Annotated in this window: 11 protein-coding genes; all 11 read right to left on the reverse strand. The window is 46.4% G+C overall.

Annotated features, from left to right (window positions below; genetic code table 11):
* Window positions 1-15 precede the first annotated feature (15 nt).
* Window positions 16-1,959: a RagB/SusD family nutrient uptake outer membrane protein gene (locus tag ST42_RS09215; protein ID WP_044066264.1), complete on the reverse strand. Its 1,944-nt coding sequence runs from the start codon at window positions 1,957-1,959 to the stop codon at window positions 16-18.
* A 23-nt stretch (window positions 1,960-1,982) separates the two neighbouring features.
* Window positions 1,983-5,222 (reverse strand): SusC/RagA family TonB-linked outer membrane protein, encoded by a 3,240-nt coding sequence (locus ST42_RS09220; protein WP_044073274.1) that lies wholly within the window; start codon window positions 5,220-5,222, stop codon window positions 1,983-1,985.
* A gap of 238 nt (window positions 5,223-5,460) precedes the next feature.
* Window positions 5,461-8,646, reverse strand: a complete 3,186-nt coding sequence (locus tag ST42_RS09225) for a pectinesterase family protein (RefSeq protein ID WP_052488299.1) — start codon at window positions 8,644-8,646, stop codon at window positions 5,461-5,463.
* A 145-nt stretch (window positions 8,647-8,791) separates the two neighbouring features.
* Window positions 8,792-11,119: a right-handed parallel beta-helix repeat-containing protein gene (locus ST42_RS09230; protein ID WP_082028627.1), complete on the reverse strand. Its 2,328-nt coding sequence runs from the start codon at window positions 11,117-11,119 to the stop codon at window positions 8,792-8,794.
* Window positions 11,120-11,378: 259 nt separating this feature from the next.
* Window positions 11,379-12,278 carry a PepSY-associated TM helix domain-containing protein gene (locus tag ST42_RS13205; protein WP_052488300.1) on the reverse strand — a complete coding sequence of 300 codons (900 nt, stop codon included), beginning with the start codon at window positions 12,276-12,278 and terminating at the stop codon, window positions 11,379-11,381.
* A 14-nt stretch (window positions 12,279-12,292) separates the two neighbouring features.
* Window positions 12,293-13,027: a TonB-dependent receptor gene (locus ST42_RS09240; RefSeq protein WP_044073278.1), complete on the reverse strand. Its 735-nt coding sequence runs from the start codon at window positions 13,025-13,027 to the stop codon at window positions 12,293-12,295.
* 372 nt (window positions 13,028-13,399) lie between these two features.
* The gene (locus ST42_RS09245; protein WP_082030860.1) at window positions 13,400-13,825 is read right to left on the reverse strand and encodes a Fic family protein; all 426 of its coding nucleotides are present in this window, start codon (window positions 13,823-13,825) and stop codon (window positions 13,400-13,402) included.
* 377 nt (window positions 13,826-14,202) lie between these two features.
* The gene (locus ST42_RS09250) at window positions 14,203-15,006 is read right to left on the reverse strand and encodes a nucleotidyl transferase AbiEii/AbiGii toxin family protein (protein ID WP_042517845.1); all 804 of its coding nucleotides are present in this window, start codon (window positions 15,004-15,006) and stop codon (window positions 14,203-14,205) included.
* The gene (locus ST42_RS09255) at window positions 15,003-15,806 is read right to left on the reverse strand and encodes a type IV toxin-antitoxin system AbiEi family antitoxin domain-containing protein (RefSeq protein ID WP_042517842.1); all 804 of its coding nucleotides are present in this window, start codon (window positions 15,804-15,806) and stop codon (window positions 15,003-15,005) included. The genes ST42_RS09250 and ST42_RS09255 overlap by 4 nt, the downstream gene beginning before the upstream one ends.
* A 482-nt stretch (window positions 15,807-16,288) precedes the next feature.
* Window positions 16,289-17,413 (reverse strand): hypothetical protein, encoded by a 1,125-nt coding sequence (locus ST42_RS09260; protein ID WP_044073279.1) that lies wholly within the window; start codon window positions 17,411-17,413, stop codon window positions 16,289-16,291.
* A gap of 44 nt (window positions 17,414-17,457) precedes the next feature.
* The gene (locus ST42_RS09265) at window positions 17,458-18,483 is read right to left on the reverse strand and encodes a glycosyltransferase family 2 protein (protein WP_044073281.1); all 1,026 of its coding nucleotides are present in this window, start codon (window positions 18,481-18,483) and stop codon (window positions 17,458-17,460) included.
* Between the last annotated feature and the right edge of the window lie 92 nt (window positions 18,484-18,575).

The raw sequence follows: 18,575 nt of genomic DNA on the forward strand, positions 1-18,575 counted from the left end.
TTCTAAAATTTAAAATTATTTATGGAGGAATCCATAAGAATTCTGCAATGAACCCTCAGACTCGTTGATGGTACTGCTGTAGATTGGCAGGAGATAGCGGTTCTTCACCTTCTCATTCAAGCCACCGCTGATGAACTCGAGGTTTGCTACATTAGTCTTTTTGGTGTTAGACTCCTTAGCCTCGTCGCCCCAGAATGTAACATACTTATAGTCAGCAGCATTCTCAGGAGCCTCGGTGTCATACCAGCGTACAGACTTCATGTCGATCTTAACGAGTCCGTTCTCTGTATAAGTCTTATAGTAGAGCTTTGTAGGATACTCATAAATCTGAGTCATATAGTCATTCTTCATCTGGTCGATCTTGGCGCTAAGCAAGTTCCAACGCTCCAGCTCGTACTTACGAACACCCTCACCAGCGAACTCCAGAGCGTTCTCGTCAACGATGGCGTTGAAGAAAGCGTCCTTGTCTGAAGAGATGCCATCGATATAAGCCTTTGCCTCAGCCTTGTCAGCGTCAGCATAGGCACGCTCGTGAACGAGAGCAAGAGCCTGACGGGCAGTCAGACCGCAACCGCCGGTAGCGACATCAGGATTACCGTTGAGTTCGTTCATCACCTCAGCATACCAAAGAAGGACCTGAGAGTAACGAAGCTTCACATAGTTGATACCAGTACCGAACTTGGCATTCTTGATCTTTGCGATAGCAGACCAGTCGTCGCTGAACTTGCGAACGTCCCACTTTCCGCAATAGATGTTGAATGGTTTGTTGCCGAGCATAGTCTCTGTGGTAACGCCATTGTCAACCTTGATTTCGAAGTTGGCACATGTAACGTCGCGACGAGTATCCTTGCCGCTGTGGTCATACTTCCAGAAGAGAGTAGAAGGCAACTGAACGTTAGCTGAAGAGTTTCCCTTCAGAGCATAAGCACAGTTGTCAGCAAAACGCACACCGATACCATAGCCCAACTCGCTGGAGTTGCCCAATCCCATAGGAACCTCGAAAAGGTTCTCCTGATACTGGGTGTCGAGAGTCTGCTTGTTGATGAGTGTCCACTCATCCTCGAAGCTTGGGTTCAGCTGGTGCTTGCCAGAACTGATGACAGCATTGAGATGTGTCAGCGCAAGGTTGTAATACTTCACGCGGTCTTCATCGCTGCAACGCTGTGTAGGATATGTAGGATCACTATTCTCTGTAGCTGTTACATATCCCTCCTTTGCAGCCTCACGAATAGCCCAACCAGAACGCTGAAGTGCGATCTGAGCGAGAAGAGCGTGAGCATAACCCTTTGTGGCATGCTCTGTGGTATAGCTGCTCTGACCAGCCCAAGGCAGATAGTTGATTGCCTCTTCAAGGTCATTGATTAGATAGTCCATGATCACATCACGGTCTGTCTTGCCGGTATTGATGTTAGAGAGGTCGTTCTTTGTAGGCTCTGTCTTGAATGGAACATCACCCCAGTTACGTATCAACTCATGATAAAGCATAGCTCTGAGAGTGAGCGCCTCGCCCTTATACTGAAGGAGCTGCTTTTCCGTCTTGTCAGTTGTCTCTGGAGAAATTCCCTTGAGACCCTCAATGATATTGTTGCAATACTCGATACTCTCATAGAGGTGATCCCATGCATCACGAGACTTTGCGAAAGAAGCGTCGTTGTCGGCATAATAGTTGTTCAGATCACGGCCCTTACCCTCAGCCTTGGCATTCGACTCGCCATAGGCATTAGCAAACTCAACGTCGGAGTTAGCCATAAAGGTATAGCAAAGCACCTGAGAATATGTGTAGTCCTCACAGAGAAGGCCATAAGCCTTGTTGAGCACATTCTTGGTATAATATGTTGACTGCCAAACGTTGCTTGCGTCGGTGTCTGACGGTGATTTCTGGTCAAGGAAGTCGCTGCACGAAGAGAACGTAGCCAGGGCGACACCTCCCAACAATATCGTCTTTAATATATTTTTCATTTTGTTTTACTCCTTATTATATATTAGAATGATACGTTAACTCCGAATACATACAGACGGCTCTTTGGATAAGAAGCATAGTCTACACCCGGAGACATTCGAGACTTCTTGCTACTTGAGTCAACCTCTGGGTCGTTGCCTGAGTAACCTGTGATAGTAAGAAGGTTGTAGCCTGTGAAATAGAAACGCACGTTATTGAGGAACAAGTTCTTGAGCAATGACTTAGGAAGCGTGTAACCGATTGTGAGATTCTGAAGACGAAGGAAAGAAGCGCTCTCCACGAAGTAGTCGAGGAGATACATCTTGCTTACAGATACAGGGTTGTAGATGCTTGCGTTAGCGTTGATCTCGTTCAAGCGAGCGATAACGTTAGCCTCGTCACCACCATAATACTGTGCTACGTTTGTCGGGTTAGCCAATGACAGACCGTTTGCAGGGTCGATGTTTGTATATCTGTTCAGGAAATCACGGTTGAGGTTGTATCCCTTGCGTGTATCGTGGAAGAATGAAGAACCGAGCTTTGTTCCGTTCACGATCTTGTTGCCGAACTGATAGTTGAAGAATACAGAAGCGTCGAAGCCGTAGAATGTAGCGTTGAAACCGAAACCACCAGCCCATGGAGCGATGGTGTTGCCGAGCTTCTCCTTAACCACATTGCCTTCCTCGTCAACCTTCAGCTTTGGAGAACCAGGCTGCAGAGTACCGATTACTGTAGAGCTCTTGTCGAGCAGACCCTCACGGAGCTGCCATTTCTTGCCATCCCATGTGAGTTCACCGTTAGGATTCTTCTCTGCATCGTATGCTGTATAGTAGCCACGTAGTCTGTAGCCCCATACTTCACCAAGAGAACCTCCCTCAACGACACGGAAGTTCTGACCTGTGTTCACGTCAGGAATAGTATAGTTTGTATCCCACTCAGAACCAGTGTTCAACTCGTCGATCTTGTTCTTGTTGTAAGAGATGTTTGCAGTCATGCTGAGAGTGAAGTTCTTCTTCTCGATGATTGAAGCATTCACAGCGAACTCAACACCCTTGTTAGATGTCTGACCGAAGTTCTTGTACATGAAGTTATAACCTGAGCTTGAAGAAATCTTGCTCAGCATCAGAAGGTCTTTGGTAGTGTTCCAATATAAATCCAAGTTACCGTTGATACGGCTGTTGAAGAATCCGAAGTCGAAACCGAGGTTACGGGTGATAGTAGTCTCCCACTTCAGGTCATTGTTTGACTTTGAGTTTCCGAGTTCCATCACAGTTCCCATCTCGCCACCGAAATATGGCTCTTTCAGTTTGCTGTAGTCGTTAGGGAAAGAGAATGGCTGATAGATGCTGCCAGAAGGGATACGGTTATTACCGGCCTCACCATAGCTCAGACGGAGCTTCAAGTTAGAAAGCCAGTCAACAGACTTCATGAAGTTCTCCTCGCTGATACGCCATCCGAGGGCTACAGCAGGGAAGAAGCCCCAACGGTTGCCAGAAGCGAACTTGCTTGAACCGTCGGCACGGAATGTAGCTGTCAAAAGATATTTGTCAGCATAGGTATAGTTCACACGTCCGAAGAAAGACGCCATATTGTCCTTGGCACCGATTCTGTTGGCGTTAGGCTGAGCCTCGCCAGCACCCTGGTGGGCGAGTACCTCACCGATAGAGAAATCTGTAGGGAAATTGATTGTAGAAGAATAATAATCCTTCTGCAATGAGCTTGACCACTCCTGACCAACCAACACATTCAAACGGTCGCCCTTTGCGAAGGCATCCTTGGTATCGTATGTCAGGGTGTTGGCGTTACGCCAGTTGCGCACGTCAGTGCGGGAGAACTTAGACTTTGGAGCACCGGCACCTGTATTGTCGCTACGTGTAGCGAGCTTGTCCCAAGCCTGGTCAGTATTTTCAAATCTCCATGTGAAACCTAATTCAGAGCGGAAAGTGAAATGCTTGAACGGCTTCCAGTTCAAACCTGCATTGTAGTCCTGACGGAAACGACGCTGCTGCTTGTAAGTACCGCTCATACGGTCGTATGGATTGATATCGGTATTTGACGACTCGTCAGCATCGTCATCACTTGATGCGTTAAGTGGTTCAACAGGACGGTATGTGATTGCCTTGTTGATGATTGAGTTTGAGGCGCTTGCGTCGTTGGTATCGCCACCTGAGTTAAGACCGTCGACTACAGAATATGCCAAACGGGCATTGAAGTCGAGTGTCAACCATTTGTTCAACTTGCTGTTCAACTTGGCATTGACGTTGTTCTTGCTGAAGTTTGAACCCATCATGATGCTCTTGTCGTCGGTACGAGAATAGCTGACGTTGAACTTTGTCTCCTTGGAGCCACCGCTTACAGATATGTTGTAAATCTGCTGCAGACCGGTTCTGCCGAAGAGCTCATCCTGCCAGTTGCGACCGGTAACAGACTTCCAGATATCCATATCTCTCCAGTCACCATACTCCTGCTCCTTGCCATACTGAGTCTCATACTGATACTTGGCATAGTCGTATGGAGAGAGGACGTCGAGTTCCTTCATCACCTTGCGCACACCGAGAGAAGCGCTGAAGTTCACCTGTACTTTGCCTTCCTTACCGCTCTTGGTAGTAACGATTACAACACCGTTGGCACCACGTGCACCATAGATAGCCGTTGAAGAAGCATCCTTCAACACGTCGATGCTCTCGATATCGTTAGGCGCAATGTCGCTGATTGAGCTGACAGGGAACCCGTCAACGATGTAGAGAGGAGAGTTGTCCTGAGAAAGAGAACCACCACCACGCACACGAATCTTCACATCGGCATCTGGTGAACCTTCTGTTGTAGTAACAGTCACACCAGCCATCTTACCCTGGATAGCCTCAGAGGCTGTAGATACAGGGATGTTTGCCAAATCCTTGGCACTGACAGAAGTGACAGAACCGGTAAGATCCTTTTTCTTCACCGTACCGTAACCGATTACAACGACATCATTCAAGGTTGTCGCTTCGTCCTCCATTACGATGTTAACACTGCTCTTGCCGCTAACATTGACAGTTGCAGTCTTCATACCGATGTATGAAACTGTAATCTGTTTGCCACCGGAAAGTTTGATGGAGAAGTTACCGTCAAGATCGGTAACAGCCATGTTCTTGGCTCCTTTCTCCTGGATGGTAGCTCCGATGATCGGCTCACCAGTGCTATCCTTCACATTTCCTTTTAGCGACTGCGCTGACAGACTGCCTACGAAGAACAGCATAAGCGCAATAAGTCCTAGTCGAAAAGTTTTTAAATTACCAAACATAGTTTTTACTAATAAAAATAAAATAATTAAAAAGATATTGCAAAGTTACAATTTTTCAAAATATAAACAACATAAAGAGGTGTCAAACTTCACTTAATGCGTTAAAAACTCCACAAACCATATATATTTCAATGGCAAACAACTTGTTTTGCAATGAAAACATAAGGCAAAAGGAGCGCACACCAAAAGAAGATGCGCGCACCCTTAAATATTTATACCAATGAAAAACTTCTATAAATTACTTCACGATTTTAGTCGTTTTCATGCTGCCGTCATTCATTTTCTGAACCATGATGAGCACACCACGCTGACTGCCGTCGACACGCACACCCTGGAGGTCATAGAACATTGTAGATACAACATTCTCGCCATCCACTTTCATGCTGTTGATGCCTGTGGTAGTTGTTGAACCTCCACCGAAGCCTCCCATTGCATTTGCGGCACGCACGAGATAATCGGCAGCTTTCTTGCCCTCGGCAACCGTCCATGATGTTGACGATGTCATGCCAACGAACAGCTCATCGCAGAACACTGCGTATGCCTTAGCTCCTTCGGATGCAGCCCATGTAATGGTGTTGCCTTCGGATGCCAAGAGACCGAGTCCCACCTGTGCGCAGTCTGCATCAGGAGTCCATGTAGGGAACACTTTGTCAAGAGCATACTCAGCTGCCTGGTCAGCAGTGAGGATTGTCTCCATCTCGTTTACTTTATTGTCCTTTGTGAACTTCAGCACGTTAGAAGCAGGAGAAACCACATTGCCCTGGGCATCCTTTGTGTTAAACTCTACGAACTTGTCGGCAGGAACGTTCATTCCACCAACAGTGAAACGGTCCTTGATAATCATGTCTGGCTGAAGAAGAGTTGTGTTCAAGTATGCCAGACGAGGAGTTCCTCCCCAGGCACGACCATAGTTGAAGGTCTCTGCATAGTTATCTACAACACATTCGTTCATCACGTAGCCCCATTTTGAACCGTCTGTATAAGGAGCTGCTATAGTACAACCACCCTTACCATCGGCACTACGTTTCTCAACAACGAACTTACACCTATTATAATATACATCGCCACCTCCGCAGAGGAAGTCAACAGTACCATGGATTTCTGAGTCTTCCCAATAATACTTACCCCCATTGTTGTTGCTATAGTATGTATCCTGATAAGAAAGCATCTTCACATTCTTGCAGATGGTTCCGTCACCCTTGTCCTGCAGACAAACCGCACGACCGGCAGAACCAGAACTGTAGTAGTCAAGTGCGTTCTGAAGAGTCAGGTCCTGTATATATAGATTCTTTCCTGTAACATAGAGAGTCGCTGTTGTTCCGATTCCCTCGTTCTTCACATCCGGAGCATTCTTGATGATGGTCTTGTCCATACTCTGACCGATGATAGAGATATTGTTTCCAGAAACAGCGGTCAGCGCAACCTTACCGAGGTCGTATGTTCCGTTTGGCAGGAAGATACATGTGCGCTCAGTAGCGCTGCTGTTTGCATTGGCAAGATCGAGCATAGTGAGGAAGTTGCCGCCGTTGCCTGGCTGGCAGACATAATATCCGAGTTCGTTCTTCTCAGTTGAAGCGTCACCAAGGTTTGCAACAACGAGCTTGTGCATATACATGCCACCATCGGCAACGAGAGTAAGAGTTCCTGGCTCACCGGTATATTCGATGCTCTGCATCACACCGTCATTGCTCTTGTCGAGAGCGATCGAAGCGACCTCTGTTTCACCGTTCATGAGTTTCAGGTTAGCAGCACCGCTATATTTGCAGCCTGTAACGAAGATGAGAGAGTGACGGCCAGAGAGGATATCAATCTTATCGCCGTCGCTGAACGACCAGCCATGCTGCTTGTCGTGGAAAGCTCCACCTGTAGGACAGAAGCCTTCATGGTCTTCTGCATAGAAATATGGATCTGCGAGATTATAAGTATAGCGGTTTACGTCGCTTGTCACTTCAATGTCGGTTGCCACAGCGTAAAGGCTGGTAGGACCAGTCACGATGTCAGCAGTAGTATATTTGCGTCCGCCATCGCTCTTTACGAACCATCCGCGGAACGCCTTTCCGTCGGTAACGATTACGCCGTCGCCGTTTCTCAATGTTGCTATAGGAGAATCCTTCTCCACCTGCTGAACAGCCTCAAGCACAGTTCCGTCTGTATTATAATATGTGAGGGTATAGTCTGGCTTGAATGCCACTGTCAGTTTATATGTCACAGTCTTGTCGCCTGCAGCCACCACCACGGTAACGACAGTACTGTTGTCATCCACCTTATTATATTCAATGCTCTTGATTTCTCCATTGTCTGGAGTTCCGAACACTACAGGGTTGGCAGTCTCGTCTACCATCTGCTCCTTCTTTGAAATCTCGACGGTAGCACACATGTCGCCGTCTGCGTTTTCCTCACAGATATCAGCAGTCTGGTAATCAACTCCGTTGATTGTCACCTTGCCCAAAGCCGGAGTCTTCGAGAGGTCAACGAGTCCGTAGATGGCAAGTTCGAGAAGATATGCATTCTGGTTTGTTGTGATATTCTCAAAACGCAGTTTACAGTTTGTCTTGTTCACGTCAACATCAACATCGCATCCCGATGCCGGGTTGGCAACAGTGCTTGACACTACCACCCAGTCTGCATCACCGTCACCTTTGGCCAGGAGTTTCCATCCGCGGTTGCCACCTGTAGCACCATGACGGAAATGAACCTTAGTGACAGATGCCAAAGCCGAAGTCTCTATATATGGAGTCTCGCTCTTGGCAGCCATCAGCATACCGCCGTTCCAATCAGGGAATTTACTCGTATTGAAGTTTGTGGCACCAATCTGGGTATTGAAAACAGAGAAGGTAAGAGACTCATGACTGTATTTGGTATTCCATACCGCTGTAGTCACCTGTTTGTCGTCAGCCTTTGTCTCGTAAGCTCCCCAATCAGAGAAATCGGTGCTGTAGAGTTCTTTTGTAGCGATGGCTGAAACGAAAGTCACCTGCACTCCATAAAGATAACCACTATCAGTAGCCTTTATCTCTACATATCCTTTAGCCACTTCATCGGTTGTGGCGCGATGCTCGTTCACATCGGCTGTTGCTGCCACACCGCCAACGGTGTAACCACGATAATTGGGATAGTTCTCCACTACTACGATGTCGCGGGTTGACTTTACCGGCACCTGCAGAATCGTGCCACTGTTGAACTGTGCGTTGTTTCTGCCGATACAATAGAGTTTGCCGTTGGTGGCATCTACATGCATCGACACGCCTTCAACTGTGGAAGGAATGTCAACTGTGGTCTTCTGATAGTTCGTAGTTTCCTGGATGCCTGCCGGCAGGTCGTTCTTGAAGTCCCATTTTGCAGTCACGTCACCCTGTGCCTTAACCGATACGGCAGACAACAAGGCAATGACGCAAAACGTCAATGTCCTTAGAAAATTGTTCATGCTTTGATATAGATTAGTTTGTTTATTATGGCAAAGTTAACTCATTTATTGGACATTTACAAATAAAGCTAAAAAAAACATCCCATTCATTGTAAAAAAAACAACGAACAGGATATTTATATAGACATTTACATTTTCTTACTTGTTATTTTACCACGACCTTCAGACTTTCTTTCAGGTTCTTGCCATTGACTTTCAGTATTATCATACCATTTGACTTTGGTAGATAAATGCTTGTGTTGGTACCGTTGAAGTCGTGTTTGCCCAGGAGCATCCCGTCGGCATCGTAAGCGCTGATGACGAATTGGTCTTTTGCCTGTGCACCGTCAACACTTACTATCACCTGACCGTTGAAAGCCTGAACGAGACGCACTTTCTTGCCGTTGCTCTCGCTGTTCTGAATATAGCCAATGCCGTTGGTGGCGGAACCGAATGCTACAGACTTGCTCTTCAAGCCAAGTTCAAAAGCACCGAGGTCTGGTGCGGCGCCAGCATAGCGTATTGCTGGTATTCTGACGTTTTGTGAAGCATATTTTGTATTTTCGTCCACCACGGTGCCCTTGTCCACGAGCAGGGCATTGCCTTCCACGGGATGTGCCCAAGTGATGTTGTCCCACTGCAAATCGCCATTGGCGTCACGATCGGCAATAAGTTCTGCATAATTGTCTTCGTTTACCACATTCGACGGATCAACACTAAGGTCTGTCGTAACGAGGGTGCCGACAGAAATCTGGGTTCTTCCATATTTCGTGCTTTTCTCGCCAAGCTTAGTAGGGTCTTCATGATGTGTGTCCGTCTTCAGATTGTCGTTGATGGATATACAGTTTGTTGCCACCAGCTCATGACCTGCCGCTATATCCTCATAGGCTCTATACGAATATGATTTCTTGAGCGTAAGACCGTCTACGCTTTTCAGAGCATAGCCCGTACAGTTGTTCATGATGATGTCGCCTGAGTTATGGTTCTGGTCGAATCCTTTGTTCACATTGTTTACTGCGATGCAGCGGTTCAACACTACGTTCATCGCTCCCTGGTCTGAACCACACTTGAATCCGTTGCCGTTGCCCTGGGTCAGGGCACCGTTGATGATGGCGTTTTCGTAAGCGAGACAGTTTTCAAACACTATCGTGACATTGTCCTTGAAGCCTCCGCTTTTCTTGAAGAAAACGTCGTAGCCGTCGTCTGAATTGTTGTATGCACGGCAGCCATAGAAATAATTTCCTGTTCCCACGGAAATCTTCGGTGCGAAACCGTCGGCATCACCATCTCCCTCGTCCTTGTTTTCAAAAGCGTCGCAGTTGAGGATATAGTTATAGGCTCCGAGATTCTTTATCTGAACGCCCGTATCACCGTTTCTATAGAATTTGCAATCTTCAATGATGTTGTCGTGGGCATCCTGTGTCCTGTTCTGGATGTCGGTTGACGAACCGCCGGTCGGCTTGTTGCGCTCGATGAGCAGTCCGTTGTCACTGGCGTTTGTCACGTCAACATGATAGAAATGCCAGTAAGACGAGGTGAGGCGTATTCCCTGGTATGGGTTGTCGCTATGCGAATGGTACGGATGGTCGCAGTTAATCACGGCGCGTCCGTCGAGGCAGACCAGCGAATTGTAATTGTCTGCCGTACCATTGCGGTCGTTGATGTTTATGCGTGCCGTAGGACGGTATTCTCCGGCTGCGAGACAGATTGTTGTTCCTGGATCCACAGCTTTGTCTATGGCAAGCTGAATGCTGGCAAGTGCCGTCTCCGGTGTCAGTCCGTCGTTGGCGTCGCTTCCCGTCGGTGAGACATAGATCTTTGGTCCTGATCCCAACTTTGCCGTTGCTATGGGTGCATCTCCCGTCATATAGTCGAGACCGGGTGTCTGGTCGTTCGGATTGTCGGGGTTGTCGGGCGATGTACCACCGCCTCCTCCTATGGTTTCCTCATCGCCGACGGCAAGGCTATAGATATACATTCCTCCTGTGATGCCTACCACTACGTCGCCATCAGCAACTACCTTACCGCTGCCCTGCTGATGTTCTTTTCCTGTAGAGGCAGGGAACGTGCCTTCAAGATTGACAAGAGCAAGCGAACGGGTTGACGACTTGTTAGAAGTGCAGTATTCTATCTTCACCATCTCTCCCGCCTTGCGGTTGGGAATCACGAGCGAAGACGCATCACCGAGCCACAACGCACCGGTGCTGCCGCCAAGTCTCAAATTACCATTGTCATTGTCAGTAATCGTGAAAGTCAATCCCTTAGCTACATCAAGTTCCGTATCGTTGGCCTTCACTGGCGCATTGTCCATGGCGAGAACATAGCAATAACGACTCTTTGAATCTTTCTTCCAGTTTGCATCACCGGAAATCAAACTTACATCAGCCTGCGAGACAGAGGTAAACGACCACGACCGATTGTCTGATTCTACATCTTGAGCCGAAAGTGTGGCACAAGACATTACCGTGGCTACAAGAGCCCATAATTGTTTCATAGAATAAGTATTAATGTTAGTAGATTACTGTATATATTGTTTTCTTTCATCTTGTCACTCCAAGATGTATGATCAGCATTGCAAATATAGTAAAATACAGACAATCCTATTCCAATGTAAGGCAAGTTATCGACGTAAACGTTTACGCCCAAATTATCAATTCCAACAATCCATAATTGCCGATATATGTAAAAGGCCGGATAGTGTGCAAAGGGGCAAAGGAGCCCCTTTCCCTTAGTATTTGTTCCGTATTCTCATCCTATTTCCGCTTGCGGCGGAAATAAAGCAGGTAACCTGTCACAGGCAGCGAAGCTCCGATGAGACTGACCACGAAAGTGATGATCTTCGTTATCATTCCTCCCCACGAACCGATGTGGAGTTGATGGAAGACCTGCATCATCTCCGTTCCCTTCGGCACAAGTTTCAGACCGAAGCCCAAGCCTGTTACGGCGAGAAGCATCAGCCAAAGGAGTGCCCACCAGCCAAGACTGACATGAAGGTCGAACAGGCGGCGCTTGCCTCCCTTGCCCCACTCCACCTTGAAGCGCTGACACAGCTGCTTGCCGTTTTGGGGCATGAATACGAATATTCCGCTTATCAGTATAAAGACAAACAACAATGTGGTGTAGGTGACAATAATCTTGCCCACCGGTCCCATCATGAGTCCGGTGTGGAATTTGGTGACATAGGAGAAGAAGTCTCTCTTTGTAGTAGTACCGTATGGTGCATCCTTGGCAGGAGACTTGGTCTTCAATGCGTCCTTGCCCTTTACCGCAGACTTATCCTCTACAGAAGATTCTTTCTTGGATGCCGGTGCGCCCTTACCAATGACGTCATCCTTTGCAGAAGGTGACGGATGGCATTTTTCTCTCGAAGAACACTTGTCGCATCCGTCGGGAGAACATTGGTGGGGAGCTGCTGCCTTTTCCTCTCGGAAAGAAGCTGTCGCGTCTTTTGCGCCTTTTCCCTTTATGGCATTGTCTGTTTTTCCTCCATTGTCGCCCTTGGCGTGCGGAGCAACGACTCTTGGCATTCCGAGAGCATTCCTTATCTCATTCTTGAACACGAGGGTGGCTCCCGACAGGCAGATAAGCATTATGATAACGCCCAAGGGCAATGAAAGCCACAGATGGATTTTCAGAAGTATTTTCTTTGTCATAGATGTTCTTTTTATCAAAACAGCACAAGGAGAGCAGAGAACCAAAACATGATGATTCTGCCACTCTCCTTAGCATAACGTAAAAATGTCTGTTTTATTTTGCGAAATTCACCTTTAGTCCTACTACAAGCATTCTGCCCGGTGAATAGAGGGCAACTTTCTGCGAAGGAGTGTCGATGCGATGGTCGGACATCTCCGCTTTTTGCCGTCAGGAAGTCGTTGCGCCAGTCGGCACCGATGATTGTCGTTGCCTTGTCGTAGAAATGGAACACGCCCTTCAGCTCTGCCTCATAGTATTTCTGGAACTTGTTGCGTACGAAGTCACCCACATCGTAGGTCTTTGTCGCCACCTGGTAGAGGTTTCCGTAATGATAGTTGTCGTTCACAAAATCGAGAAGCAGCGAATGCTTGCCGAATTTATATTTCGCTCCTGCCTCCCAGCGCCATCCCTCGCTACGCATATCATAGTCGGAACCTCCCGTAATGTCGGTGCGGGAGTCAGGACGGTCGGTTAGTTTGTAGCTGTATGATCCACCGGCATACATCGAGAAATTCTTTGCCGGCTTGATGTCGAAACGCTGGTTGATGACGTTTGAGTTGAAGCCGATGAACAGTGGGGCTATCGTTTCATACTCCTTTCCGTCGGCATCAACCGCCTTGCCGTTGTTCTGATAGCTGTCGGCTTCCTGATGGAAATACGAGGTGTGTGAATCCAGATATTTTGAAGAGAATATAATGATTTTATTCATTACCGATTCAGACAAAGACACACGAAATACGTTACACCTGTCTTCTGAACCGCGGTGCAAAGTTAAAGACAATTGAATATATAGGCAATACCTAAAAAATATGATATTGAATAGGCGACGTGGAGATATACATCATTGATTCCACTACTTCTCAGCTCGTCTGCTGAGGGCATGTCTATCCTGACGTAATTTCATTTTTGCATCGAGATATCTCGATGCCGCTAAAACAACAATTAAAAAAATCGGCAAGCCTAATTACCGGTTTTTGAAAGCCGCATCAGGCTGCCACTCCAAAAGGAGTTCTTGGACAAGCCAAGCATCCTCGGAGTTTCTCGGCTAATCGTCTTCGGGGAGCAAGCTCTGGCAGATTTTTCACATTGATTTGACACACTCATCATACACCGCTAACCCTCTCACGGTCAGAAGATATTTCTGGCGAGGATGACGAGGAGAGTTCGGATAAAGCAAACGTACATATCCCTCACTAATAGCCGGCTTCAGATAAAGCTTTTGAAAATTGTCTCTTCCCTTTAATTCCAAAGCATTCATCATACTCTTCACAGATAACTCTTGATTTCCAATTACAATAATCAGCCGTTTGATATTAGCATTATCCGTGGATAGCTTGTCCTGTACTTGACCCGTACTTGACCCGTGCTTATACTCTTCTTGCTGATTGTTTGTTCCACCTTCAAGATTCTGCTGCACTTTCCATTCGTCTGTTGCATGGATGTGAAGGTAACGGTTACGCAAATCCCATTTATCTCCCAACAACAGATTTCGGAAGAAACGTTCCAAATATACAGAGGTATAATCAATTCCTTTTATGGCGTTCTTGCAATTTGCACGAACCAAGGCATTGCGGAAATACCATGAGTGTCGGGCAAAAAACTATTGTCTACCTTGAAACCTATAGAACGGAGGTAGAGGAGTTTAACATTGTAGGGACTCTATAGCAAAAACTTACAATCGAACTATTTTTATTGGCAGAGTTGCTAATATGTTCTCGTTCTCATGCGATAATGTTGGAACACAGATAGCCAATCTGTTGGCGGAATTAATTTAGTGCATACTTAATTCTGCCAACAGGTTTCCTTATTATTTGTTGTTTGTTTATTATTTATTTCTGTTTGAACGCTAACATTGAAAAAACAGAAATTATTATAGAAATCATATTAGTCTCTCTTCCCCTCCATCTTATCTATAAATGTTTCGTAAATGAGAGGATAAGCATCACTTGCATTGAATGTTATGCCAGGACGCAATAGAGATTGCATATCATTGGTAAACTCTGGATCTTCCATCTTCTCCTGCATGTTATTGACAAACTGCTTGTAAGATGGAGCCTTGTCAACTACGAACTCCATATACTGCTTGTAGCATTGAAGGACTTTATCAACATCCACTTCCTTTCGTTGTAAGGCAATATAAAGGTCAAAGAGGTCACGTCCTTTCTTGCGCTGGTAAAGGGCACGAAGTTTGGTACCCAACAATTCCTCGAAATGATAGGTTGTCAGTTCGGCTTCGCCAGTGAACCATGAGTTCTCCACTTTGAACGGTATCTTTGTCAACCCAAGTACATTGAAATGTTCGAAGCAATTGATTTCAACTTTCAGACGTATCTGTACCGTAGGTGGTATTTCAGACTCCACACGGAACAACATCGTATTATTGTATCGCTTCTGCTTAGTTACCCTGTCTGGCAACCAGTCTAGAACTTCTCCTAATCGATACATGATTGGCTTGATTGGTCCAGAAGTAATCTGAACCAAATCAATGTCTTCGCTATAACGTGGCTGGGGTGAAAGATAGAGCTTATGTAAAGCTGTTCCTCCTCGGAATGCTAACTGCGATGCAAGGAACTCATCACTAAAGATGGAAACCAAGGCACGGCATATAATCAGGTCCTGTTCAATCTGCGCATTGTCTATCCAAGGAGCATGCTCACTCCACTGTTGTATCGCTGTTCTGTTTATCATATATCGTCTGTTTCTATTTCTACGTTAATGTTTATTTTCCATCGATTGTCTCTGGATGATGGATTATTTTCTGCCGATGTACTCAAAGGTTGATATTTGAAATAACCAGATGATGTACGAAGCTGTTCATACAATTCATCTGCTAACTTCTTTTCTCCGACAACATTTTCAAGTATATAGCCAAATCGTTGCCATACAACCTTTTTCACATAAGTTGCAAGTGGCGCAAACTGATTATTAATGTCAATCTGCTCTGAAAGTTCTTCAAGTATGGTGGCGACTCGCGACAATCCGCCTACATGTTGCTGATATTGCACTAAGTCAGCAGCGGTTAGAAGAGGATTTGATATACGGATAGTTCCCGTTTCAGTATTCTTTGTAATCAGGGCTTCCTCTGGCAGTCCATCCCGATAAAACCAATCTATGGTCACATTACGAGTAGAAACGACCCGACGCTTAGGAAAAGTCGTCATAACTGAGAATTGCTGGGGACGCTGATGAGCTGCGCCAAGCATCTCGGCTGCGCTTAGCATACATACATAGTAAGGCTTTTGCAGATACGACATTAACTGATCAATATAATAGGTTGCTGGCACAGATCCACGCAACACATATTGAGTGGGAATAATAACGTAATACCCTCTATAAACACTAGCTATAGTCTTATTTGAACATAGTCTGGAAAGTTCATTCTGAAGAATCTGTTCAGAAGAACACAAGTCAGCAGCCCTTACTTCCTCAACAGAAAACGTAGGAAAGCCATGAATTGCTCTATCTTCAATCCACTTTTGTAATGTCATAATGAGTAATTTTGGCGCAAATATAATAAAAAAAACATTAGCTTCGAACTGTTTTTGCCTAAAATCACTCTATTTTATAGAATTATATCTCAAAATTCGCATTTTATCGAATTTGGAAGCAAAATACACGCATATAACTCTAAATATGAGATATGATAGCCGTCCAAAAGAAAGATATTTACGCTGATTATCAGCCACTTATAGATGCAAATAGTAACTTCTGCATCGAAAAGTATCATAGTATCATTCTCGGGCTTTACACAAGTACCCAAAGCCCTACAAATCAATAAGTTAAAGACAATGATACTTTTCCGGTTATTTTACAGAAAAGTATCACTAAAGTATCATCGAAGTATCATTACCAATTGGCACATCAGAATACTCCCCACGGCGTGGGGAATGAAACCCCACATAAGGGGGATTGATTCCCCACGCCGTGGGGGAAATCCGGAGCCTATGTTTTGCTCATCAAAAAAAATAGTTTACGATATCTCAACCACGTGGTTTCGCTTCTCTCCATCTTTTCCTCTTTTCAGGAAAAGGAGAAGACTGACACTATCGCCTACTGTCAAAGACTGGCGCATCTTGTCGTCGGCAACGGCAGAAAGACGGGCAAAGCCTTCTTCCGCCAGGGTGCCTTCCGGAGTGTCGGCGATTGGAGATGTTATGCGATAGCGCAGATAACCTTCGTCGGTATTCATATATGTTATCTCCGCCTTCATCGTTCCGAAGGCTTTCATACCTTCATCATGAGGCAGGACATTCGAGACTATGGCACTCTTGAACTTGTCTACTGCCGGTATGACTGGCGAGAAGACCACGAAATCCTGCTGCTTGACAATAAGTGCGGGTTTCTCTGCCACGAAATGTCTCGACAATGAATCGTATATATGATAATGACCGTGACCCATATCCACACCGTCTACATAACCTACCACGGACGGAAACGCGTCAGCAATGTTTTTCTCTGACACCACTATTTCGTCTGCCCTCTCGTTGCCTTCCTTCGACACCCTTACCGACACGGAATACATCCGTCCCTGTATCTCCCACGGTTTGCATGGAAAGAGGTGGCTGCTCGCCACAAGTTCCATACCGTCTGAAGCCACAAGCTTGGCGAAGTAGCGGCGCTTGCCGTTCATCTGCTTCTCAAACACCTTGACGGCTACCATATCCTTGATGCCGTCAACGGGATGGGGCATCTCGCTCTGATGATGGAGGGCATACGACTGGAGTCTGCGCTCCACACGCTGCATGAGCGAAGGATAGCTGCGGCCGTCCTTTCCCGTCTGCCTCTGCTTGTCTTCTTCGCGCAGATATCTGTCGTAACCCCACATCTGCAGAAACTGCGGAAACTGGAAGTCGGCATACTCCGAACTGATCTTCACGGCGATGCCGAGAACACACGAATGCACCAGCGACGGACGGTCTACCGGCAGCTTGAGATATGCCACCAAAAGCATGCGCACCTGATGCGAGCCCATAGTGGTATAGTTGTTCTGCAAATAACGGTATATTTGCCATGCCGCATCAACGGGATGACTGACTGCGGTCTCAAGCGAAGCCAGCAGTTCATCCCATGAGCTGATAGTATCGGAGTCTTTCATAATATAGCGGTTTTAAAATATTGTTATGTAAGGAAAAGGGAGGGTCATAGCTGAGAGAACTTCCTGATTCCCTTGGCATAATATTTCCACAGGATAGAGAAACTGCAGAAGCCCTGTATATCCTTGTTTTCAACCGACCTCGAGGCCTGTATGAAACTGCGGTCGTCTATGAAATCGTCTTTCCATTTCTTGAAGTCTCTTCTCGCCTTCACGACAGCCTTGAAGTCCTTGAATTTCCTCTCCAGTATCAGCATCTGAAAGGCGGCGAGATAATCCAGAAACCAGCGCACACGCATCACTCCCTTGAGTTCGTCGTCGGCGAGATTCTTGTATAGCATAGTGAGGTTGTTGCGGAAATTGAGATAGGTCTTCATCGGATTTCCCTTTGGCAGCGTACCGCCTCCCACATGATATGCCACGCTGTCGGGCACGCAGTAACCGTCTTTTCCCATTATCCTCAAACGCCAGCAGAGGTCTATCTCCTCGCTGTGGGCAAAGAAGCGTCCGTCAAGACCGTCGGCACGCCAATAATCTTCGGAGCGAATCATAAGGCAGGCGCCTGTAGCCCATAGTATCTTGGTGGTATAGTCATACTGTCCGTCGTCGGTCTCAACGGTATTGAATATCCTGCCACGGCAGAAGGGATAGCCGTACTTGTCGATATATCCGCCTGACGCCCCAGCATATTCAAAAGAGTTGCGGTCTTTCTCAGAAAGCAGCTTGGGCTGACAGAAGGCTGCTTCGGGATGGCTGTCCATAAACTCGAGCAAAGGCACGAGCCAATGATGTGTCACCTCTACATCGCTGTTGAGGAGCACATAGTATTCTGCGTCTATCTGCGCCAGCGCCTTGTTGTAGCCTTCGGCAAAGCCCCAGTTCTTCTCGAGCTGTATGGTGCGTACCTGCGGAAACTTCTCTTTCAGCATCTGCATGGAATTGTCGGTAGAGGCATTGTCGGCGACATATACCGTGGCGCCATCCTCTATGGAGTATTGCAAGACAGAGGGCAGGAACTTCTCCATCATACCCACTCCATTCCAGTTGAGTATCACTATTGCTATCTTATCCATAGCGCTATGGTTTTTTAATTCCACCGAGACAAGAGGCTCTGCCTATATTATATAATAATGTGTATACCCTCTTATAACGGCATCATTATTGA

It is taken from the genome of Prevotella pectinovora, from assembly GCF_000834015.1.
In the GTDB taxonomy this organism is placed as follows: domain Bacteria; phylum Bacteroidota; class Bacteroidia; order Bacteroidales; family Bacteroidaceae; genus Prevotella; species Prevotella pectinovora.